18 protein-coding genes are annotated in these 21,251 nt (G+C 67.6%); 10 read left to right on the top strand and 8 right to left on the bottom strand.

Translation table 11 applies throughout. The features are described from left to right. The first annotated feature begins 23 nt into the window (after positions 1-23). On the top strand, positions 24-3,542 hold the full coding sequence (dnaE, locus tag J2X37_RS08630; RefSeq protein ID WP_310020044.1) for a DNA polymerase III subunit alpha: 3,519 nt from the start codon (positions 24-26) through the stop codon (positions 3,540-3,542). A 4-nt stretch (positions 3,543-3,546) separates the two neighbouring features. Here the strand turns inward: dnaE and J2X37_RS08635 are convergent, their stop codons facing one another. Both J2X37_RS08635 and J2X37_RS08640 read right to left on the bottom strand, forming a co-directional pair. Then, positions 3,547-3,744: a hypothetical protein gene (locus J2X37_RS08635; protein WP_310020046.1), complete on the bottom strand. Its 198-nt coding sequence runs from the start codon at positions 3,742-3,744 to the stop codon at positions 3,547-3,549. A gap of 356 nt (positions 3,745-4,100) precedes the next feature. Then, on the bottom strand, positions 4,101-5,189 hold the full coding sequence (locus tag J2X37_RS08640; RefSeq protein ID WP_310020048.1) for a PA0069 family radical SAM protein: 1,089 nt from the start codon (positions 5,187-5,189) through the stop codon (positions 4,101-4,103). Between the two features lie 122 nt (positions 5,190-5,311). On the opposite strand from J2X37_RS08640, the gene J2X37_RS08645 reads away from it, so the two are divergent. Next, positions 5,312-5,773 (top strand): YcxB family protein, encoded by a 462-nt coding sequence (locus J2X37_RS08645; protein WP_310020050.1) that lies wholly within the window; start codon positions 5,312-5,314, stop codon positions 5,771-5,773. A 34-nt stretch (positions 5,774-5,807) separates the two neighbouring features. On the opposite strand, the gene moaB is transcribed toward J2X37_RS08645, so the two are convergent. The 3 genes from moaB to J2X37_RS08660 all read right to left on the bottom strand — a co-directional run bounded on the left by moaB (position 5,808) and on the right by J2X37_RS08660 (position 9,015). Continuing rightward, positions 5,808-6,335 carry a molybdenum cofactor biosynthesis protein B gene (gene moaB, locus J2X37_RS08650; RefSeq protein ID WP_310020052.1) on the bottom strand — a complete coding sequence of 176 codons (528 nt, stop codon included), beginning with the start codon at positions 6,333-6,335 and terminating at the stop codon, positions 5,808-5,810. Next, the gene (locus J2X37_RS08655) at positions 6,335-8,161 is read right to left on the bottom strand and encodes a lytic transglycosylase domain-containing protein (protein ID WP_310020054.1); all 1,827 of its coding nucleotides are present in this window, start codon (positions 8,159-8,161) and stop codon (positions 6,335-6,337) included. Before J2X37_RS08655 ends, moaB begins: the two co-directional genes overlap by 1 nt. Positions 8,162-8,247: 86 nt before the next feature. Further along, positions 8,248-9,015, bottom strand: coding sequence for a hypothetical protein (locus J2X37_RS08660; protein ID WP_310020055.1), 768 nt, complete (start codon positions 9,013-9,015; stop codon positions 8,248-8,250). A gap of 156 nt (positions 9,016-9,171) precedes the next feature. Between J2X37_RS08660 and J2X37_RS08665 the strand changes: the two genes are divergently transcribed. From J2X37_RS08665 to J2X37_RS08680, 4 genes are read left to right on the top strand one after another with little or no spacing between them, the layout of a single operon-like run. Beyond that, a complete protein-coding gene (locus J2X37_RS08665) occupies positions 9,172-10,818 on the top strand; it encodes an electron transfer flavoprotein-ubiquinone oxidoreductase (protein ID WP_310020057.1) in 1,647 nt (548 codons plus the stop codon). A gap of 11 nt (positions 10,819-10,829) precedes the next feature. Then, positions 10,830-11,069 (top strand): hypothetical protein, encoded by a 240-nt coding sequence (locus tag J2X37_RS08670; protein WP_310020059.1) that lies wholly within the window; start codon positions 10,830-10,832, stop codon positions 11,067-11,069. 15 nt (positions 11,070-11,084) lie between these two features. Further along, entirely contained in the window at positions 11,085-11,891 is an 807-nt protein-coding gene (locus J2X37_RS08675) for a 4-(cytidine 5'-diphospho)-2-C-methyl-D-erythritol kinase (protein WP_404979612.1), read from the top strand. A 9-nt stretch (positions 11,892-11,900) separates the two neighbouring features. After that, positions 11,901-12,626 carry an N-formylglutamate amidohydrolase gene (locus J2X37_RS08680; protein ID WP_310020064.1) on the top strand — a complete coding sequence of 242 codons (726 nt, stop codon included), beginning with the start codon at positions 11,901-11,903 and terminating at the stop codon, positions 12,624-12,626. Positions 12,627-12,830: 204 nt separating this feature from the next. Here the strand turns inward: J2X37_RS08680 and J2X37_RS08685 are convergent, their stop codons facing one another. Together J2X37_RS08685 and J2X37_RS08690 are read right to left on the bottom strand one after the other, a co-directional pair. Then, a complete protein-coding gene (locus tag J2X37_RS08685; RefSeq protein ID WP_310020066.1) occupies positions 12,831-14,141 on the bottom strand; it encodes a class I SAM-dependent methyltransferase in 1,311 nt (436 codons plus the stop codon). A gap of 160 nt (positions 14,142-14,301) precedes the next feature. Continuing rightward, a complete protein-coding gene (locus tag J2X37_RS08690; protein WP_310020069.1) occupies positions 14,302-14,745 on the bottom strand; it encodes a DUF3806 domain-containing protein in 444 nt (147 codons plus the stop codon). Between the two features lie 161 nt (positions 14,746-14,906). On the opposite strand from J2X37_RS08690, the gene ilvD reads away from it, so the two are divergent. Genes ilvD through J2X37_RS08705 form a run of 3 tightly spaced genes read left to right on the top strand, consistent with a single transcriptional unit; the run spans position 14,907 to position 19,398 of the window. Further along, positions 14,907-16,766, top strand: a complete 1,860-nt coding sequence (ilvD, locus tag J2X37_RS08695) for a dihydroxy-acid dehydratase (RefSeq protein WP_310020071.1) — start codon at positions 14,907-14,909, stop codon at positions 16,764-16,766. Positions 16,767-16,774: 8 nt separating this feature from the next. Further along, positions 16,775-18,196 (top strand): NAD(P)H-hydrate dehydratase, encoded by a 1,422-nt coding sequence (locus tag J2X37_RS08700; RefSeq protein ID WP_310020073.1) that lies wholly within the window; start codon positions 16,775-16,777, stop codon positions 18,194-18,196. Next, positions 18,193-19,398, top strand: coding sequence for a class I SAM-dependent RNA methyltransferase (locus J2X37_RS08705; RefSeq protein ID WP_310020074.1), 1,206 nt, complete (start codon positions 18,193-18,195; stop codon positions 19,396-19,398). The genes J2X37_RS08700 and J2X37_RS08705 overlap by 4 nt, the downstream gene beginning before the upstream one ends. A gap of 21 nt (positions 19,399-19,419) precedes the next feature. Here J2X37_RS08705 and J2X37_RS08710 read toward each other — a convergent pair whose 3' ends face one another. Next, positions 19,420-19,854, bottom strand: a complete 435-nt coding sequence (locus J2X37_RS08710) for an MAPEG family protein (RefSeq protein WP_310020076.1) — start codon at positions 19,852-19,854, stop codon at positions 19,420-19,422. Positions 19,855-20,039: 185 nt separating this feature from the next. Here J2X37_RS08710 and J2X37_RS08715 point away from each other — a divergent pair, with 185 nt between their 5' ends. Next, positions 20,040-21,251, top strand: a complete 1,212-nt coding sequence (locus J2X37_RS08715) for a saccharopine dehydrogenase family protein (RefSeq protein ID WP_310020078.1) — start codon at positions 20,040-20,042, stop codon at positions 21,249-21,251.

The raw sequence follows: 21,251 nt of genomic DNA on the forward strand, positions 1-21,251 counted from the left end.
CGGCAGTTCCTACCCTTTGCGGCATGGCTTTTTCACCCTTCGTGCCGTTGCGCGTCTTTTCCAGCTTCACCATGCTCGAAGGCGCGATCGATCCGAAGAAGCTGGCCAAGCTTGCCAAGCAGCGCGGCTTTCCCGCGATCGCCATCTGCGACCGGAACGGCCTCTATGGCGCGATCGCGTTTGCTAATGCGGCCAGGGACGTGGGCGTGCAGCCGATCGTCGGGACCCTGCTCTCGGTCTGCCGCCCCGCACGCGACGGGCAGGGCCGCGATGTCATCGACGCGGTAGCCCTTTATGCACAGGACATGCGCGGATGGGACAACTTGTGCCATCTCGTTTCGAAGGCGCACCTCGACCGTCCGCTCCACCTTGATCCGCATGTCGAGATGGCGGACCTGGAAGGCCGGACCGACAGCCTGATCTGCCTGACCGGATCGGGCGAGGGCGCGCTGGCCCGCCTGTTTGCCGAAGGGCAGGCGGAGGAAGCGGAGGCCTATGCCGACCGGCTGGCCGCGCTGTTCCCCGACAGGCTCTATGTCGAGATCGCCCGCAGCGGCGCGCCGGCGGAGGCGGAGAGCGAGGCGGCGCTGATCGATCTGGCCTATGCGCGCGACTGGCCGCTGGTGGCGACGAACCCGGCGCTGTTCGACGAGCCCGGCTTCCACCCGGCCCACGATGCCTTGCTGTGCATTGCCAATTCGACCCACATCGACACGCAGGACCGGCCTCGCGCGCCGAAGGACGCCTGGGTCAAGCCGGGCGATGCCATGGCGGAGATCTTCGCCGACCTGCCCGAGGCGCTGGTCAACACCATGGTCGTCGCGCAGCGCTGCGCAGTGATGCCGCCCTATCGCAAGCCGATCCTGCCCAGCCTTGCCGGCGATCTCGAAGGCGAGGCGCGGATGATCCGCGAGGATGCGCGCCGCGGCCTCGAAAAGCGGCTCGAACCTTATGGCGAGATGGACCCGGCGGAGCGGCGGACCTATTTCGACCGCCTCGACTTCGAGGTCGAGATCATCATCGGCATGGGCTTTCCCGGCTACTTCCTGATCGTTGCCGACTTCATCAAGTGGGCCAAGGAGAACGGCATTCCGGTCGGCCCGGGCCGCGGTTCGGGCGCGGGCTCGCTGGTCGCGTGGGCGCTGACGATCACCGATCTCGACCCGTTGCGGCTGGGCCTGCTGTTCGAACGGTTCCTCAACCCCGAACGCGTGTCGATGCCCGACTTCGACATCGACTTCTGCGAAACCCGGCGGGGCGAGGTCATCCGCTACGTCCAGCAGAAATACGGGCACGACCACGTCGCGCAGATCATCACCTTCGGCAAGATGAAGGCCCGCGCCGTGCTGCGCGATTGCGGCCGCATCCTGCAGATGCCCTATGGCCAGGTCGACCGTCTGACCAAGATGGTGCCCAACCATCCGACCGATCCGTGGACGCTGGACCGGACGCTGAACGGCGCAGCGGACTTTGCCGGCGAATACAGGCGCGATCCCGACGTGCGCCGGCTGGTCGATCTTGCCGTTCAGCTCGAAGGCCTGCCGCGCAATTCGTCCACCCACGCGGCGGGCGTGGTGATCGGCGACCGGCCCCTGTCGCAGCTCGTTCCGCTTTACCGCGATCCGCGTTCGGACATGCCGGTGACGCAGTTCGACATGAAGCATGTCGAGAGCAGCGGCCTGGTGAAGTTCGACTTTCTCGGCCTCAAGACGCTGTCGGTGTTGCGCAAGGCGGTCGACCTGCTCGCCCGGCGCGGCATTACGATCGATCTCGACGCGCTGCCGTGGGACGATGCGGGCGTGTTCCAGCTTCTGAAGCAGGGCAACACCGTCGGCGTGTTCCAGCTCGAATCGGAAGGCATGCGCCGTACGCTGGCGGCGGTGAAGCCGACCCGGTTCGAGGACATCATCGCGCTCGTCTCGCTCTATCGTCCCGGCCCGATGGACAACATCCCGCTGTTCGGCCAGCGCAAGAACGGCCTCGCCACCATCGAATATCCCCACCCCAAACTGGAAGGCATCCTCGCCGAAACCTACGGCATCTTCGTCTATCAGGAACAGGTCATGCAGGCCGCGCAGATCCTCGCCGGATACTCGCTCGGCGACGCGGATCTTCTGCGCCGCGCGATGGGCAAGAAGGTGCAGGCGGAAATGGATGCGCAGCGCCAGCGCTTCGTCGACGGCTGCAAGGAGGTGTCGGGCATCGACGCGCGCAAGGCGAACGAGCTGTTCGACTTGATCGACAAGTTTGCCGGATACGGCTTCAACAAGTCGCACGCGGCGGCCTATGCGCTGCTCGCCTACCAGACCGCGTGGCTGAAGGCGCATTACCCGCACGAGTTCTACGCCGCGTCGATGTGCTTCGACATGCACCAGTCGGAAAAGCTGTCGGTCTTCGTCGACGACATGCGCCGCTATCCGGGGGGAGAGATCGTCTGCGCCGGGCCGGACATCAATCATTCGGAAGCCGAGTTCACGGTCGAGCCGACCGACAGCGGCCACCAGGTCCGCTACGCGCTGGCGGGCATTCGCAACGTTGGCGAAAAGGCGATGGACGCCATCGTCGCCGAGCGTGAGGCGAGGGGGCCGTTCGCGAGCCTGAAGGACCTGTTCGAGCGGCTGCCCGCAGGCTCGATGAACCGGCGCCAGCTCGAGGGACTGGCCTGCGCAGGCGCGCTCGATTCGCTGGAGCCGAACCGCGCCAGGATCATCGCCAATGCCGACATGCTGCTGGCGGTGGCCGACGCGGCGGTGCGCGAGAAGGCGAGCGGGCAGGCCGGCCTTTTCGGGGCCGAGGCGCACGCCGATGCCGAACTGCGGCTGGTCGATATCGAGCCATGGCCGCGCAAGGAGCAGATGGAGAAGGAGCGCGAGAATTTCGGCTTCTACTTCGCGGCCCATCCGGTGAGCCAGTGGCGACTGGTCGCCAGCGCGCAGGGTGCGCGTTCCTACGCCAGCCTGGTGGCCAGCGGCGCCGACGGGAGCGGAGAGGGCGGCAGCCGGTCGAGCGCGGTGATGGCGGTGCTGGTCGAAGGCGCGAACAAGCGGCAGACCCGCAAGGGCCGCGATTTCGTCATGGCCGACTTTTCCGACCAGTCGGGCCAGTTCAGCGCATCGTGCTTCGAGGAAGGTCTCGTCTCCAGTTTCCAGGAATGGGCGCGCAGCGGCGAATGCGTCCTGCTCAACGTCGAACTGGACCGGCCCAGCGCCGACGAACCGCCGCGGGTCACCGTGCGCGGGGCGCGGCCGATGGCGGCGGTGAAGGGCGCGGCGCGCATGGAACTGCGGCTGACGGTGGACCGGGTCGAGGCGATCGGCGAACTCGCGCTCGCCCTGCCGCGCAGCCCGGAGGCGACCGGCGAGGTCATCGCCCGCCTGCTGCTGGGCGCGGACGATAATGGCCGATTGCGCGAGGCGACGATGCTGTTGGGCCGCGATTTCGCGCTGGACGGCGAGATGACCGACCGCATTGCCGCAATCGAGGGGGTCGTTTCCGCCGCCCTTTCGGCCCGATCCGCCAAGGCGCTCCGCCTGGTCGCCTGACGCGTTACTGGCCGGTGGCGACCTCGCCTTCGAGCCAGGCGCGATCGGCATGCGATTCGGTTTCGGCTTTCTGCTCGGCGACCACCTCGTTCATCTCGCCGTGCGTCTTCCGCGCCTCGGCTTGCATCTTCGGCAGGTTCTTCATCCCCGTTGCCGCGCTTTGCGCTTCCCCTTTCGCATGGTCGTAGGGGCGCTGCTGCATCGTCGAATCGACGAATGCGCGGAAAGTCGATCTCCTTCATCTCGTCCACCGCCTGCGCGTCGTAACCCGACTTACGCTTCGTGACCGGGAGGTTGCCGAACGGCAAGGCGCCGAGCTCATGGGTGCCGCTCATCAACCGCGCCACCGCATCCCGTGTAGACATGCCGTAGACCGGGCCGCGCGCGGTATCGACCCGCTCCAGCGTTCCGAACCTGAATGACGGGGCGAGGTACGGGGCCAGCCTGACCCCGACGACGGCGACACCGCCGATCAGCATTTCCTCCACCGGCGATCCCCTGCGGACTTGGCAGGGATCTTCGCGCAGGACGGGCTTGCGCAATCGTAAAGCACCGGCGTCACAGCAGGAAAAGCTGTCCGTCGAGCGCCGGTCGGCGAAACCGGGAGCAATCCAGCGCGACCTGCTTCTGGGCGATGCCCGCACGCCGCACGGCAAGCCTGAAACGCTGCCGGAACAGGTCGGCAAAGACGCCCTGCGGATTGAAGCGCGCGTGGAAGTTCGGCTCGTTGTCGCGGCCGCCGCGCATCGCCTGGACCATGTGCATGACCTTTGCGGCGCGGTCCGGAAAGTGGACATCCAGCCATTCGCGGAACAGCGGCGACACCTCATGCGGCAGGCGAAGCATGATCCAGTTCACCGAGTTGACGCCGACCGCCCCGGCACGCGCGACGATGCTTTCCATGAAGTGATCGGTCACCGCCGGGATCACGGGCGCGATCATGCAGTGGGCGGGCACCCCGGCGTCGACCAGGCGCGCCACCGCGTCGAGCCGCTTGGCCGGGGCAGAGGCGCGCGGTTCGAGAAGGCCCGACAGGCGCGGGTCGAGCGAGGTGACCGACAGTGCAACAGAGACCAGCCGCTGCTTCGCGAGTTCCGCCAGCAGGTCGAGGTCGCGCAGGACGCGCGCAGACTTGGTGGTGATCGCCACGGGGTGCCGGGTCTCGAGACAGATTTCGAGGATCTGGCGGGTGATGCGGTAGCGGCCCTCGATCGGCTGATATGGATCGGTGTTGGTGCCCATCGCGATGACCTTTGGCGCATAGGCCGGTTTGGCCAGCGTTGCGCGCAAAAGGCGCGGCGCATCGGGCTTGGCGAAGAGCTTCGTCTCGAAATCGAGGCCGGGCGACAGGTCGTGATAGGCATGGGTGGGCCGGGCGAAGCAGTAGACGCAACCGTGCTCGCACCCCCGATAGGCGTTGATCGAACGATCGAAGGGAATATCGGGCGAGGTGTTGAAAGACAGGATCGCGCGAGGGTGTTCGTCCGTCACTGTGGTACGCAGGCGCGGGGCGGGACCGTCGATATCCTCGGAATCGTCCAGCCAGTCACCATCGGCCACCCGCGCGGCGAGCCCGAAACGGCGCGGCACGGCGTTCGTAGGCGCGCCCCGTCCGCGGGTGGCGATGGGATGGATCGAGTCGTCCATGACGAAAAGAACATATAAAGAACACGGGGCGCGCGCAACGGCTTGGCGGCACAATCTGATCCCGCTAGCATGAGGGTATGGACAGGGGGCCATTCGCATATCGGATCAAGGAAGCCGAGGCCGTGGCGGCTGCACGACACGCTGCGCGAAAGCGGATGCGGCAGCTACCGACCATGTTGCTGGTGGTGGTCATAGTCGCGGTCTCGCTTGCCCTTCTCGCGCTCGACGTCATGGATGGTTATTTAAACATCGCCTCGACCGCCGCTTTGGTCCTGGCCCTGCCAGCGGTGTGGATTGCGGTGATCGTCATTGTGCCGGTGCAGGCCCGGCGGCAGTACCGCCAGAGCGCGCAGTTGCGCGACGATCAGACCGTGTCTTTCGATGACGAGGCCATCACCTTTGCGAGCAGGCGCGGCACGGTCCGCCTGCCGTTTTCGGAATATCGCGAGTATCTCGATAGGGGCGGGCTGATCCTGCTCTACCAGACCGAGATGTTCTACAACCTCGTTCCCCGCCACGCACTAGGCGATGCGGGGGACGAAATGCTGGCAAGGTTGCAGGCGGCGGGCGTGCGACGGCTCTGAAGGCGTGCCGGTCCTGGCCCCAGGCCCTCGCGTTCTAGACCTCCCGGAGACGCGGCATCAGTTCGACGAAGTTGCAGGGCCGGTTCCGGCTGTCGAGCTGTTCGGCCAGGATGCCGTCCCACCCGTCCTTCACCGCGCCGTTCGATCCGGGCAGGGCGAAGATATAGGTGCCGCGCGCCACCACCGCGCAGGCGCGCGACTGGATCGTGCTGGTGCCGATGGTCTGGAAGCTGAGCCAGCGGAACAGTTCGCCGAAGCCGGGGATTTCGCGGGTCTTCACCCGGTCCAGCGCTTCGGGCGTGACGTCTCGGCCGGTCAGGCCGGTGCCGCCGGTGATGACCACCGCATCGACGTTCTCGTCCTCGATCCAGGCGTGGAGCTGGGCAGTGATCACGCCGACGTCGTCCTTCAGAATCGTGCGGTCGACGAGCGTGTGGCCCTTCGTCCGGATGCGGTCGGCGAGAATGTCGCCGCTGGTGTCATCCTCCGGCCCGCGGGTGTCGGACACCGTCAGCAGCGCGATGCGGACGGGCTTGAAGGTGCGGCTCTCGTCGATCGCCATCAGCGGGTCGCCCCGGACAGCACCGGCTTGCCCAGCCGCGACACCGCGCCCGCGCCGTTTACGCCGGGAAAGCGCGGCCAGAGGTTCTGGGCCAGCGCCTCGCGCACGTCGGACTGGTCCCCTTCCTGGCGGCGGTACATGAGGTAGTTGCGCGTCACGATCGCGACGTAGCTGCGCGTTTCCCAATAGGGGATCGATTCCATCCACAGCAGCGGATCGCCCTGGTCGCGCACTTCGCTGTTCCAGCGGGTAATCGGCGCGAGGCCCGCGTTGTAGGCGGCCATGATCTTGGGCAGCAGGCCCTGCGTCCCGCTCGAATCGCGCAGCATCTCTAGGTTGCGCTGCCCGAAGCTCATGTTGGTGGCGGGGTCCTTCAGGTCCACCTTCGTCGCGTCCAGGCCCAGCGTCGGCGCGTGCTGGCGCACGGTGATCGGCGTGATCTGCATCAGGCCGACCGCGCTGGCCGGGCTGACCGCCTCGGTCCGGAAGTTCGATTCCTGCAAGGTATGCGCATAGGCAAGGGCGGGATCGACGCGCCAGCCTTCGCGGGGCTGCCAGCGGGTGAGCGGGTAGCGTGTCGCCGGATCGGGCGATGCGCCACGCGGCGCGTTATAGGCCATGTAGAGCTGCGCCCCGGGCAGCCCCAGCGCGCGGGCCAGCCGCGACAGCGAATCGAATTGCGCGGCATCGCCGATGGCGGCCTGGTGGCGCAGCACCTCGTCGGCCAGCCCTTCGCGCCCGATCTCGACCAGCGCGATGGCGGTCCGCACGTTGGGCAGCGACGAGAGCGATTGCCAGTCGCGGCTGGAAAACGGCTGGCCCCTGGTCGCGCCGTGCAATTCCATGCCTATCTGCTCGGCCGCGATCATGCCGTAGAGCGTCTCGCCGTATCCCGCCGCCGAACGTAGCGCCGGACCGGCCAGTTCCGGCTGGCGGCAGCGGGTGTAGGCGCGCGACGCCCAGTAGAGCGAGGCGGCGCGCAGTTCCTCGTTCTGCGCGGCCTTGGCCGCATTGGCGAAGCCTTCGGCCGAAAGCGCGCAGTCGCCCAGTCGCCAGGCCGCAAGGCCGGACACCCACCAGCCTTCGGCCACCCACGGGCCTGCGCCCCCGTTGGCGACATTGCGCGCCAGCGTCAGCGACGAGCGGTCGTCGTTCTCGATGTAGAAGGACCAGGCGACCTTCTGCCGCCACTCGGCCCGCGCTTCCGGCGACAAAGTGGCGTCGATGCCGTCGAGAAGGACGCGCGCACCGGCCGGATCGTCGTTCTTGATACGGTCGGTGATCGCGGTCGAGATCTCGACCGGCATTGTCATGTCGCCGACGACGCGCGGCAGGATCCGCTTGGGCGGCGTGCGCAGCGACACGAGCCGCTGCGCGCCGGGAAGGGCGGGCTGCGCCTCCAGCCCGCGCTTGATGGCGAGCTTGCCGATCTGGCCGGCCTGCGGCAGGTCGCGCCCCATCGCCAGCCAGGCGTTCAGCCGGTCGAGCTCGATCGCTGGGCTCTTGGGGTCGAGGTAGTATTCGGCCAGCGCCAGCTGCTTCAGTGCCTCGTCCGGGCGGGCGGCCAGCATCGCCTCGACTGCTGTCCAGTTCTGCGCGTCGATCTGGGCGAAGACGTCGCGGTAGAAGCTGCGCTGTTCGTCGTTCAGCTGATCCGGGATGCGGGCGCCGCCGGCGATGGGAATGGCGGCGGAATTGGCGAGGGCCGGCAGGGCAGGGCCAAGCGCGGCCAGCATCGCCAGAGCTGCACCGGCCATCCAGCGGCGGCGCGGCGCCTTGATGACCGGCATCTTCCGGAGCGAGGGTTTGCGGGCGTGGAGTGCCATGGCGACAACCTTCTGCGACAAATGGTAAAGGCCGCCTGAACGACGGCAAACGGCCATTCGACGGTGGCTCGAAGCACGCGGCTTAGTCAATTCCCCCGGGCGAAGTCCAGCCAGCGAGCCCAGAAAATCCTTTTGTATCCGGGCCTTGGTGCCATCTGCGCGAGTGGATAAGAGGAGAGCAGCGGGATGGACCGTTCTCCGGCCGCGACGAAACCGACGCCGTCGCGCGAAAACTCGTCGGGCGCGAGTAGTTTTCGGGCCTCCTGCGAAAGGATGAGGAGCCGTTTGGGGTTCACCAGCGCGACGTGATGGCGCAGCACCGCGCCCATCCCTGCCGCTGCCATCGCGTCCCAGTCCGCCGCCGGCGTGACGCGGGGCAGGGCGCTGGCGCGATAGGCAGCTCCGGGCGACAGACCCATAGCCCGCTCGATCGCGTCGAGCAGCGCGCCTTCGGGGCCGGACAGGAGCCGGTCGCTGTCCGATGCTTCGGGCTGCGCGACGATCACCATCACTTCCGACCGTGCGTCCCCGCGCGGCGGCACCCGCAGCTGTGCCGGGCCGGTATCGAGCGTCGGCTCGTTCATCCACCATTCGGCGAAAGCGCCCAGAGTGCTGGGCCAACCGGACCGGTCGGTCGCGACAGGGGCGACATCGGCGGCGGCGGGGCCGATCGGGCGGGCGGGCGGCAGATCGACCACCGGCGGAATGAACGCGGCAGGCTCCGCCGTTGTCGCCGCATGGTCGGCCAGCCAGTCGCGCGGTTCGTCCGCGAAGGCGAGGTCGACGCCCGCATCGCGCCAGAACGCGGCATAGGCCTCGCCCATGGTTCGCCAGTCGCGGGCCGTTCCGTTCAAGGTCGCAGGTTCCGTCGTTCGTTGTGCGGGCCATTGTCATGACGCGCGCGGGCCAATGTCATCACGCACAGGTGATCCTGCAGACTTGACCTTGGCCGCGCCAGCAATCAAGGCCGCAAGTGAATCGGGAAAACGAACACGAGGGATAACTGGGCGATGAGCGAACGGGAATCGATGCCATATGACGTCGTCGTGGTGGGCGGCGGCGTGGCAGGCCTTTCGGCGGCGATCCGGCTGAAGCAGGTCAACCCCGAGATCGAAGTCTGCCTGCTCGAGAAAGGCAGCGAGATCGGCGCGCACATCCTGTCGGGCGCGGTGATCGACCCGCGCGCGCTCGACGAACTGTTCCCCGACTGGCGCGACGACGGTTGCCCGATGGCCGAAACGCCGGTGACCGACAACTGGCACTGGGTGCTGACGCGCGGCAAGAAATACGCGCTGCCCCATGCCTTCATGCCGCCGCTGCTGTCGAACGACGGCAATTACACCGGATCGCTGGGCAACCTGTGCCGCTGGCTGGCCGAAAAGGCCGAGGAACTGGGCGTTGAGATCTTCCCCGGCTTTCCCGCTGCCGAAGTGCTCTACAACGACGACGGATCGGTCAAGGGCGTGGCGACCGGCGACATGGGTGTCGGCGCCGATGGCGAGCGCAAGGGCGACTATGCGCCGGGCATGGAACTGCACGGCAAGTACACCCTGTTCGCCGAGGGCGCGCGCGGTTCGCTGACCAAGGAGCTGAAGGCGAAGTTCGATCTCGAGGCGAACTGCCAGCCGCAGGTCTATGGCCTGGGCATGAAGGAACTGTGGGACATCGATCCCGACAAGCATGCTCCCGGCCGCGTCATTCACACCCAGGGCTGGCCGCTTTCGGAAAGCGAAAGCTGGGGCGGCGGCTTCCTCTACCACCAGGCCAACGGGCAGGTGGCCTTGGGCTTCGTCGTCGCGCTCGATTACAAGAACCCGTGGGTCTACCCGTTCGAGGAATTCCAGCGCTGGAAGCAGCACCCCGAGATCCGCGCCATCCTCGAAGGCGGCAAGCGCGTCGCCTATGGTGCTCGCGCGATCAACGAGGGCGGCTGGCAGTCGGTGCCCAAGCTGGGCTTCGCCGGCGGCGCGCTGATCGGCTGCGCCGCAGGCTTCGTCAACGTGCCGCGCATCAAGGGCAGCCACACGGCGATGAAGAGCGGCATGCTCGCTGCAGAAGCGATCGCCGACGCGCTGGCCGCGGGCCGCGCGGGTGACGAGGTGACGGAGTACGAGGCCAACTTGCGCAATTCGTGGATCGCCGAGGAACTGCAGAAGGTGAAGAACGCCGAGCCTGCGGTCGCCAAGTTCGGCGGCGCGCTGGGCACGGTTCTGGCCGGTGCCGACATGTGGATGCGCACGCTGAAGATCGGGTTGCCGATCACCATGGGTCACCACCCGGACTATTCCGAAACGCAGCGGGCCGATCTCTACAAGAAGATCGAGTACCCCAAGCCCGACGGCAAGATCAGCTTCGACCGGTTGTCGAGCGTGTTCCTGTCCAACACCAACCACGAGGAGGACCAGCCGTGCCACCTCAAGGTGAAGGACATGGAACTGCAGAAGGTGTCGGAACTGGGCGTCTTTGGCGGCCCCTCGACGCGCTATTGCCCTGCGGGCGTCTACGAATGGCTGGAGGGCGCCGACGGCGAGCCGAAGTACCAGATCAACGCGCAGAACTGCGTCCACTGCAAGACCTGCGACATCAAGGACCCGAACCAGAACATCAACTGGACCACGCCCGAAGGCGGCGGCGGGCCGAACTATCCGAATATGTGAGGACGTGCACCATGGGGAAGTTCAAGCCATTGGCCGAGTATTGCATGGCGCAATCGCTTCGCGAGTTTGAGCTTCCCTTTCATCGCATCGAACAGATCATCGGCGGAAAGCTTCCGGCCTCTGCTCTTCGGCCTCAGTATTGGGCCAATACGAGCGGGGGCAGCGGTCCAGTAAGGGCGGAGATGAAAGCGACGCCTTGCGACACCTTTCTGGTGTCAGGGTCGAAGCGGGTCCGCTTTGCGCGTCGCTGAAAAGCCTCGAATCCTATCGTGAACCAAACCGCCTTCGCCAAGATCAACCTCGCGCTGCATGGCCGCAGGCGGCGAGAGGACGGTTATCATGAACTCGAAACGCTGTTCGCCTTCGTCGACGATGGTGACCGGCTGACCGCCAAGTTCGCGGACGAGGACCGGATCACCGTTTCTGGCGAATTTGCAGGCGCATTGGACAATTCCTTCGACAACATCCTCGCGAAGACGCTGACGAGGTTCCCGCGCCACGAGGGCTGGCACGTTCATCTCGAAAAGAACCTGCCGGTAGCGGCGGGGTTGGGGGGCGGGTCTGCCGATGCGGGCGCGCTGATCCGGATGATCGCCGACGATGCCGAAGACGCCGACGTCTTGCGCCGCGCCGCCGGGCTCGGGGCCGACGTTCCCGCCTGCGTCGTTTCGCGCACCCGGGTCGGCACCGGCACCGGCACCGACCTTGCCGCGGTCGAGGACGACTTGGCGGGCACGCCGGTGCTGCTGGTCAATCCGCGCGTGCCGTTGGCGACCGGCCCTGTCTTCAAGGCTTGGGACCAGATCGATCGCGGCGCGCTGCCCACCGGCACCGCGCGCGAGGTCGCTCTCGCCGGGCGCAACGATCTGGAGGCGCCGGCCATCGCGCTTTGCCCGGTCATCGCCGATGTGCTCTCTGCACTGAAGGCAACCGATCCATGGCTGGCGCGGATGTCGGGATCGGGGGCGACCTGTTTCGCGCTGTATGCCGACACCGAAAGCCGCGACCGCGCCGCCGCCGCCATGGCGGAGCGCGCGCCGGACTGGTGGCGGATGAGCGGTGCCCTGCGTTAAACGGATGCCATGTTGAACGTCCTACCCTATCGCACCATCGGGCAGCCCGCGCCGGGCGGGATCGTGCTCGTCGCGGATCATGCCAGCAATGCCGTGCCGCAGGGCATCGATCTCGGCGTCGCACCGGGCGTGATGGACCGGCACGTCGCCGTCGACATCGGGGTCGAGTGCGTGGCCGAGCGTCTCGCGGCAGACCATGGCATCCCGGCGCACCTGGCGACGCTGTCGCGCCTCGTCATCGACCTCCACCGCGAGGAGGACCATCCCGGCCTCATCCCCGAAACCAGCGACGGCCACCTGATCCCCGGCAACGCGAGCGTCGATCGCGCCGAACGCATCGCCGCGTTCTATCGCCCCTATCACGACGCGCTGGAAGAATGGCTCGCCGCCGCCGCGCCGCGCCTCATCATATCGCTGCACAGCTTCACCCCGCGGCTGGAGACGAGGCCCGAAGAAGCGCGTCCCTGGCAGGTTTCGCTGCTCTACAACCAGCATGCCAACCCGGCCTTCCACGCGATGCGGCTGTTTCGCGAACAAGGCCTGATTGTCGGCGACAACGAGCCTTATTCGGGCCGCGATCTCAACGCCACGATGAACCGCCACGCCGAGGCGCACGGCCGCGACTACCTTGCCATCGAGGTGCGCAACGACCAGATCGCCGATGCCGAAGGGCAGGTGCGGTGGGCCGCGCTGATCGTCGATGTCGCGCGAAAGACGGTGGCTGCCCTGGGCTGACAGACCTTAAAGACGACGGTGCGGACGAGGCTATCGTCTATCTCGCCGGACCCTATTTCTGCGGCACGGGCTATCCGGGCAACGCCTCGACGGCGCCGCAGACGGCGGAAAAAGGCAGCGTGTTGCTGGCCGAGGACCCGAATTTCGTCACGGTGGAGCCGGAGCAGCCGGCACCCTGATCGCCGGCTTCCCGGCGGCTTGCCGTCATGACCCCCACGGGTCCACGGGCACGCGCTTTCCCGACGCCATCGCCGAGGCGAGGAGCAGCATCCGTTCGGCTGGCAGTTCGCCGGTCAGCGCGTAGGCGAACGGGCCGGTTTCCCAATAGGCCAGCGTACGGTCGTCGCGGCTTTCGCTGAGCGGCACCGCCTCTGCCGGGGTTTCGGCGCGGCGGGCATAGAGCATCACGCGCTCGGCCCGGTCGGTTCGCAGCACCAGCACCACCGAATTGCCGCCGTCCGACGGGAAGACCTGCACGTCGGCGATGGACCAGCCCCTGGGCACGCCGGGGAGGACGATGCCGAGCGAGCGGGCGATCTCGGCGCGGTCCAGCCGCACGCTCTCGATCTGCGAAGCCATCGCCTGTCGGGCCATGCTGGCCGAATAGGATGCATTCGCTTCGTCGACGAAACTGGCGGCCTGTGCCGGCCCGACCAGTTCTCCGATCGCGCCGTGGCCGAACCAGCCCGCCGCGACCAGGGCCGCCGCGGCCGCCGCGCGGCGCCAGTGGCGCGCCGCGGGCCGCCCATGACGGTCGGGGAAGGCGAGAAGCTTGCCCGTGCTCTTGCGGCCATGCAGCGTCCCCTTGCTGCCGCCCGAAAGCCGGGTGAAGGCGATTTGGGGCCAGCGCTTGCGCCAGCGGCTGGCCACGACCCGCTCCCCAGGACGGGCCGCGTCGTCGAGCAGGATCACGGCGCCGGGCGACAGCCGTTCGAACAGCACCTCGGCCCCGCCGCGGACATAGGGGTGGATCGCCCACGGCGGTCCGTCGATGATCAGCAGGTCGATGGTGGCAGGCACGTCCGACAGGTCGTACCAGGCCCCCGGCCAGTCGCGCGCCTGCGCTCCGAGCGGGGCATGACGGATCTGCGCCGAAACGCCGAAGTCGTTGAGCCATTCCGAAGTCGCTTCGACGAACTGGGCGTGCTGATCGAAGCTGTGCAGCTGCCCGCCGCCGTTCATCTGCAGCGCCTTGGCCGCCACGAGGCTCGAGGCGCCGGCGCCCAGTTCGACGACCATGGCCGGTCGCAGCTCTTCGATTGCATCGACGATCCGGTGCAGGAATACCGTATCCGCCTTCCAGCTGCCGAGGTTGGGCAGTGCGTCCTCCGGCAAGTCGAGCCGCTGCAGCAGCGCGCGCTTGCTGGCCTTCGTTCCGCCCCACAGGCCGTAGAGCAGCCAGGGCCAGCCGATCGCGCCGAAGGCATAGCGGTAGGCCAGGTCGGACCAGTTGGCCCGGTAGGGGCGGCCTTCGTCGCGCAGGGAAAGAAGCGCCGTGGCATTCTTCGAAGTCATCGAGGGGTTCTCCGGATGTGCGCCTGATTATCGCCGCGACGCGCGGAATGGCAGGGAAATTTTCTGGGGAGGTGCGCGGTTTCCCGTGCAGGAGGACGCATTGCAAGAGAACAGGGCGCCTGAACCCCCGCTTTATCGTGTTGCCGCGATTGTCCGCTGGCTACTGCACGTCGCCCGAAAAGGCGATTTCCTGCAGCTTCACGCGCGTCTCCTCGAACATGATATCGACGTCGACGTCCTCTCCCGCCTCGATCCGCTGCGAGATCATGGTAACCGGGTAGAGCACGATCGAGGTGCCGGGCCAGTTCAGCGCCGGGACGCGGCCGTGTTCGTCGTCGACCGTGATCCATTCCAGCATCAGGTCTTCGGCCAGCGCATCGCCCAGCGCAATGCCCAGCGCCTGCAGCTTCCAGGTGTCGTCGGGCCCGACCCAGCCATGCGCGAGATTGGCGCGCACGACGGCGAGCTTGGCGTCCGCCTTGTCGAAATCGGCTGCCGCTTCGCCGTCGGGTTCGTGGTTGAAGTGGCCGCTGATCCACGCCCGCGATTCCTCGAGCCATTCACGCTCGGGGTCTTCCAGCCGGAATCGCGGTAGGTCGTCCATTGCCGATCAGTGTATCATAGCCCCGGCGATGCGCGAAACCCGGCGCTCTCCCGCGACAGGGCCGCCGATTCGCCGCTGGACTTGTCGCGCGCCGACGCTAGGGAACCAGCAAAGCCAGATCGCGCGGGCTTCGAAGCGGCCCGCCAGAACGGAGCCAGCCCATGCCCGCCTATCGTTCCCGCACCACCACCCACGGCCGCAACATGGCCGGCGCTCGCGGCCTGTGGCGCGCGACGGGGATGAAGGACAGCGATTTCGGCAAGCCGATCATCGCCGTTGCCAACTCCTTCACCCAGTTCGTGCCCGGCCACGTCCACCTCAAGGACCTGGGCCAGCTGGTCGCGCGCGAGATCGAGGATGCGGGCGGCGTCGCCAAGGAATTCAACACCATCGCGGTCGACGACGGCATCGCGATGGGCCACGACGGCATGCTCTATTCCCTGCCGAGCCGCGACCTCATCGCCGATTCGGTCGAGTTCATGGTCAATGCGCACTGCGCCGACGCGATCGTCTGCATCTCCAACTGCGACAAGATAACGCCCGGCATGCTGATGGCGGCGCTGCGGCTGAACATCCCGGTTGTCTTCGTGTCGGGCGGACCGATGGAAGCGGGCAAGGTCGTGATCAAGGGCAAGGAAGTCGCGCTCGATCTCGTCGACGCGATGGTCGCCGCCGCCGACGACAGCGTCTCCGACGAGGACGTGAAGACCATCGAGCGGTCGGCCTGCCCGACTTGCGGCTCGTGCAGCGGCATGTTCACCGCCAATTCGATGAACTGCCTGACCGAAGCGCTCGGCCTGTCGCTGCCGGGCAACGGTTCGATGCTGGCGACGCATGCCGACCGCGAGAAGCTGTTCCGCGAAGCCGGCCGTCTCGTCGTCGACCTCTGCAAGCGCTATTACGAGCAGGACGACGAGAGCGTCCTGCCGCGCAGGATCGCCAGCTTCGCCGCGTTCGAGAACGCGATGAGCCTCGACATCGCGATGGGCGGGTCGACCAACACCGTGCTCCACCTCCTGGCCGCCGCGCACGAGGGCGAGATCGACTTCACGATGGCCGACATCGACCGGCTGAGCCGCAAGGTCCCCTGCCTGTCGAAGGTCGCCCCGGCCAAGAACGACGTTCACATGGAGGACGTGCACCGCGCCGGCGGGATCATGGCGATCCTCGGCGAGCTGGAACGCGCGGGCCTGCTCAACGCCGAATGCCCAACGGTACACAGCCGCACCATGGGCGAGGCGCTGGAGCGCTGGGACGTGGGCCGCACCACCAGCGAAGCCGTGCGCACCTTCTACGCCGCCGCGCCGGGCGGTGTGCCGACCCAGACCGCGTTCAGCCAGAACCGCCGCTGGGACGAGATCGACATCGACCGCGTGTCGGGCGTGATCCGCAACGCCGAAAACGCCTTTTCCAGGGACGGCGGCCTCGCCGTGCTCTACGGCAACATCGCGCGCGACGGCTGCATCGTGAAGACGGCGGGCGTCGACGAGAAGATCCTGACCTTCAAGGGCCCGGCCAAGGTGTTCGAGAGCCAGGAGGCGGCGGTCGTCGGCATCCTCGGCGATCAGGTCAAGGCGGGCAACGTCGTGGTCATCCGCTACGAAGGGCCCCGCGGCGGGCCGGGCATGCAGGAAATGCTCTATCCCACCAGCTACCTCAAGTCGAAGGGGCTGGGCGCGGCCTGCGCGCTGATCACCGACGGGCGCTTTTCGGGCGGCACCAGCGGTTTGTCGATCGGCCATGCCTCGCCCGAAGCGGCCGAGGGCGGCGCGATCGGGCTGGTGGAGGAGGGCGACATGATCGCCATCGACATCCCGAACCGCACCATCAACGTCGAGCTTTCGGACGAAGTGCTGGCCGAACGCCGCATCGCGATGGAGGCGAGGGGCGACGCCGCCTGGGCGCCGAGCCATCCGCGCCCGCGCCGCGTGTCGACTGCGCTCAAGGCCTATGCCGCGATGGCGACCAGCGCGGCGCGCGGCGCGGTGCGCGACCTGTCGGCGATCACGGGCAAGCGCTGACCCCCGCGATGACGCTCGCCGCCGCGAACCAGGTGCTGACCGTCGCGCAGATGGTCGCGGCGGAAGAGCGGCTGATGGCGCCCGAAAACCCGAACGCCACGGATGTTCACGCGCTGATGCAGCGGGCCGGACGCGGGGCGGCGGACTATGTGTGGCGCATGGCCGCCGGCGCGCCCGAGGGCCACGGCGTGACCGTCCTGTGCGGGCCGGGCAACAACGGCGGCGACGGCTACGTCATTGCCGAAGCGATCCGCGAGCGCGGCGGGCAGGTGCAGGTGGTGGTCGCGCGCGAGCCGGGCACCGACGCGGCGCGACGCGCGGCCTCGCTCTATCGCGGGCCGACCACTTCGGCGGATGACGCGCGTGGCTGGATCCTCGTCGACTGCCTGTTCGGCAGCGGCTTGAACCGGGCGCTGTCCGGCGAACTCGACGCGATGCTGGCGGGGCTTGCGCGTCGGCACCACCGCGCTGTGGCGATCGACGTGCCCAGCGGGGTGAACAGCGACACCGGCGAACGGCTGGCCGCGAACCTGCCGCATTACGCGATGTGCATCGCGCTGGGCGCGTGGAAGCGGGCGCACCTGCTGATGCCGGCCATGGCGAGCTGGGACATGGCGCGGCTGGTCGATATCGGCGCGGGGCGCGAGCCGGGCGGCGCAGTCCGGGTCGAACGGCCGCGCCTCTCGCGCCCGGCGGCGGACGCGCACAAGTATCGCCGCGGGCTGGTCGCGGTGATCGGCGGCGCGATGCCGGGGGCGGCGATGCTGGCGTCTCGCGCGGCGGCCCATGCGGGTGCGGGCTACGTCAAGCTGCTGGCGCGCGAGACCTCCAGTGCACCCGACTGGCTGGTGGCGAGCGAGACCGGCGACGGCGACCTTGCCGCCGCGCTGGCGGACGACCGCATCGCGGCGCTGCTGGCCGGGCCGGGGCTGGGACGCGACGACAATGCGCGTGCGCGGCTGAACGCGGCGCTGGCCAGCGGGCGGCGCATGGTGCTCGATGCCGATGCGCTGATGCTGCTCGACGGCCCGGTCCCGCCGGGCTCGATTCTCACGCCGCACGAAGGCGAACTGGCGCAGCTCGAAAGGCACTTCGGCCTCGATTCCGCCGCTGCCAAGCCCGAGCGTGCCTCAGCACTGGCGCGGGCGAGCGGGGCGGTCATTGTTGCCAAGGGGCCGGATACCGTGATCGCCGCGCCCGATGGCGCGCTGGCCTTTGCCGGTCCGGCTTCGAGCTGGCTTTCGGTCGCGGGCACTGGCGACGTTCTCGCCGGCCTTTGCGCCGCGCGCCTTGCCGTCACTCGCGATCCGGTGCGCGCCGCCGCCGAAGCGGTGTGGCTGCATGCAGAGGCGGCGCGGCTGGCCGGCCCGGCCTTCGACGCGGGACAACTGGCCGAAGCCGTGCGCCCCGCGCTGCAATCCTGTCTATGACCGAACACGAAGAAATCCTGCGCATCGCCGCAAAGGGCGACGGCATCACCGCATCGGGCCGCCACGTGCCGCTTACCGCGCCGGGCGACCGCGTTGCGCCCGACGGCACCGTCACGCCCGGCCCGCACCACGCGCAGCCGCCCTGCCGCCATTTCCCGCAATGCGGCGGATGCCAGCTGCAGCAACTCGACGAGGCAAGCTGGGCCGCCTTCGTACGCGACCGCGTTGCCAATGCCGCTGCGGGTCAGGGACTGGAGCCGGCGCATTTCGAGGCGCCGTTGCTGTCCCCGCCGCACAGCCGCCGCCGCGCCAACCTTCATGTCGAAGCGCGCGGCAAATCCGTCCGCATCGGTTTTCGCGAGGCACGCAGCCACGCCATCGTCGACATGGCCGAATGCACCGTGATGGCGCCCGAACTGTTCGCGCTGGTCGCCCCGCTGCGCCGCTATTTCGCAGGGCTGGGCCGCAAGAAGCTCGCCGCCGACGTGCACCTGACGCTGGCCGACCAGGGCGCCGACTGCAACGTCAAGGGCTTCGTGCCCGAAGGGTTGAAGGAGACCGAGGCGCTCATCGCCTTTGCGCAGGACAACGGCCTCGCCCGACTGACGATGGACGACGGCTATGGTCCCGAGACCCACTGGGAGCCGGAGCCGGTAACGGTGACCTTGGGCGGCGTGCCGGTGGCCCTGCCGCCCGGAAGCTTCCTCCAGCCGACTCGCGAAGGGGAAGCGGCGCTGATCGCCGATGCCCGCGCTTGGCTGGCGGGTGCGAAGACGGTGGCCGACCTGTTCTCGGGCCTTGGCACGTTCGCCTTCGCGCTATCGGGCGAGGGCGGGGCGCGAGTGCTGGCCGCCGAAGCCGCCCGGGATGCGCACATGGCGTGCAAGACGGCGGCGGGACTAGCCCAGCGGCAAGTTTTCGCCCAGCACCGCGACCTGTTCCGCAACCCGCTGTTGCCCGCCGATCTCGACCGGTTCGAGGCGGTGCTGCTCGACCCGCCGCGCGCCGGAGCGAAGGAACAGGTGGCGCGGCTGGCCGACAGCAGGGTGCCGCGCATCTGCTACATCAGCTGCAACCCGGCGAGCTGGGCGAAGGATGCGGCCCTGCTGCTCGCGGCGGGATACCGGCTGGAACGGCTGCGCCCGGTCGGCCAGTTCCGCTGGTCGACCCATGTCGAGCTGACCAGCCTGTTCGTTCGATAGGTTTCGGCGCTAGTCCGCGCGCTAGGCAAGCACCGAAAGCAGCGCGCGCAGGGCCAGGATCACCAGCACCAGGGTCGAGGCGATGAAGAGAAAGGCCCGAATCTTCACGACGTTGACGCGCGCCTGGTAGATCGAATGGACGACGCGGATCAGCAGGTAGGCCCAGGCCAGGATCGCGTCGTAGCCGGTCGGCCCGCCGATGCTGAGGATGATGCAGGCCGCGTAATAGACCGTCGGCTGCTCCATCAGGTGCATGTAGTTGTGCGCCGGCCAGTCGTGGCGCCCCGCCGGCAGCTTCGTCCACAAGTCCGGGCCGCGCGCACCGACGGGCAGATTGCCCAGGCTCGTCTTCATCGCGGTAAAGGTCTGCGCGCGGTGCACCAGCATCCAGATCGCCATCACCATGGTCCAGCAGACCAGCAGCGCGGCCGGAATCAGGATAGACTTATCAGGCATCATCGTTCCCCCTTCGATGCGGCAGTGATGCGTTGCGTCTCGCCGCTTGTCCAGCCCGCAGCGGCCAGGCATCCATCGCGATTTCCTTGTGCTGTCACGAGACGGGCCTATATGGCCCGCAAGCGCAATCGCGGGCGGCTACCGCCGTCGGTCCGTTGCGCGACCGGTTTCAGTGGAGACGAGATTTGAGCAAGGTTCTGGTGATCGGCGCGGGCGGTGTCGGTTCGGTCGCGGTCCACAAGATGGCGATGAACAAGGACATCTTTTCGAGCATCGCGCTCGCCAGCCGCACCGTTTCGAAGTGCGAGGCGATCGCCGCCTCGGTCCTCGAACGCACCGGCGTGACGGTCGACACCTACCAGATCGACGCCGACGATGTCGCGGCGACGACCGACCTGCTCGAGAAGGTGCGCCCCGACCTCGTCGTCAACCTCGCGCTGCCGTACCAGGATCTCAACATCATGGACGCCTGCCTCAACGCCGGCGTCGATTACATGGACACCGCCAACTACGAACCGCGCGACGAGGCGAAGTTCGAATACAAGTGGCAGTGGGCCTATCACGACAGGTTCAAGGAAGCGGGCCTGATGGCGCTGCTCGGCTCGGGCTTCGATCCCGGCGTGACCAGCGTGTTCACGATGTGGCTGAAGAAGCACAAGCTGAAGACCATCCGCACGCTCGACATTCTCGACTGCAACGGCGGCGATCACGGGCAGGCCTTTGCCACCAACTTCAACCCGGAAATCAACATCCGCGAAGTGACCGCCCCCGCGCGGCACTGGGAGAACGGCCAGTTCGTCGAGACCCCGGCGATGGCCGTGAAGCAGGAGTTCGATTTCGAGGCGGTCGGCCCCAAGAACATGTACATGATGTACCACGAGGAGCTGGAAAGCCTCGCCAGGTTCGTCCCCGAGATGCAGCGCGCGCGTTTCTGGATGACCTTCGGCGACGAGTATATCAGGCATCTGACCGTGCTGCAGAACGTGGGCATGACCCGGATCGATCCGGTGACCTACAACGGGGTGGAGATCATCCCGCTGCAGTTCCTGAAGGCCGTGCTGCCCGAACCGGCCTCGCTGGGCCCGACGACGAAGGGCAAGACCAACATCGGCAACATCGCCACCGGCAAGGCGCTGGACGGCAGCGGCGAGAAGACGTTCTACATCAAGAACATCTGCGACCACGAGGACGCCTATGCCGAAACCGGCAACCAGGCCGTCAGCTACACCACCGGCGTTCCGGCGATGATCGGCGCGGCGATGATCCTGACCGGCAAGTGGAAGGGTGAGGGGGTGTTCAACATGGAGGAGTTCGATCCCGATCCCTTCATGGAGATGCTGAACCGACACGGGCTGCCCTGGACGGTCGAGGAACTTCCCGCGCCGCTGCCGTTTTAA

The sequence above is a fragment of the Croceicoccus sp. BE223 genome (assembly GCF_031457155.1).
GTDB lineage: Bacteria > Pseudomonadota > Alphaproteobacteria > Sphingomonadales > Sphingomonadaceae > Croceicoccus.

Bases quoted from the DNA above. Each gene is read 5' to 3' on its own strand.
- dnaE (WP_310020044.1), top strand. From the start codon at position 24: ATGGCTTTTTCACCCTTCGTGCCGTTGCGCGTCTTTTCCAGCTTCACC.
- J2X37_RS08635 (WP_310020046.1), bottom strand. From the start codon at position 3,744: ATGCAGCAGCGCCCCTACGACCATGCGAAAGGGGAAGCGCAAAGCGCG.
- J2X37_RS08640 (WP_310020048.1), bottom strand. From the start codon at position 5,189: ATGGACGACTCGATCCATCCCATCGCCACCCGCGGACGGGGCGCGCCT.
- moaB (WP_310020052.1), bottom strand. From the start codon at position 6,335: ATGGCGATCGACGAGAGCCGCACCTTCAAGCCCGTCCGCATCGCGCTG.
- J2X37_RS08655 (WP_310020054.1), bottom strand. From the start codon at position 8,161: ATGGCACTCCACGCCCGCAAACCCTCGCTCCGGAAGATGCCGGTCATC.
- J2X37_RS08665 (WP_310020057.1), top strand. From the start codon at position 9,172: ATGAGCGAACGGGAATCGATGCCATATGACGTCGTCGTGGTGGGCGGC.
- J2X37_RS08670 (WP_310020059.1), top strand. From the start codon at position 10,830: ATGGGGAAGTTCAAGCCATTGGCCGAGTATTGCATGGCGCAATCGCTT.
- J2X37_RS08680 (WP_310020064.1), top strand. From the start codon at position 11,901: ATGTTGAACGTCCTACCCTATCGCACCATCGGGCAGCCCGCGCCGGGC.
- J2X37_RS08685 (WP_310020066.1), bottom strand. From the start codon at position 14,141: ATGACTTCGAAGAATGCCACGGCGCTTCTTTCCCTGCGCGACGAAGGC.
- J2X37_RS08690 (WP_310020069.1), bottom strand. From the start codon at position 14,745: ATGGACGACCTACCGCGATTCCGGCTGGAAGACCCCGAGCGTGAATGG.
- ilvD (WP_310020071.1), top strand. From the start codon at position 14,907: ATGCCCGCCTATCGTTCCCGCACCACCACCCACGGCCGCAACATGGCC.
- J2X37_RS08700 (WP_310020073.1), top strand. From the start codon at position 16,775: ATGACGCTCGCCGCCGCGAACCAGGTGCTGACCGTCGCGCAGATGGTC.
- J2X37_RS08705 (WP_310020074.1), top strand. From the start codon at position 18,193: ATGACCGAACACGAAGAAATCCTGCGCATCGCCGCAAAGGGCGACGGC.
- J2X37_RS08710 (WP_310020076.1), bottom strand. From the start codon at position 19,854: ATGCCTGATAAGTCTATCCTGATTCCGGCCGCGCTGCTGGTCTGCTGG.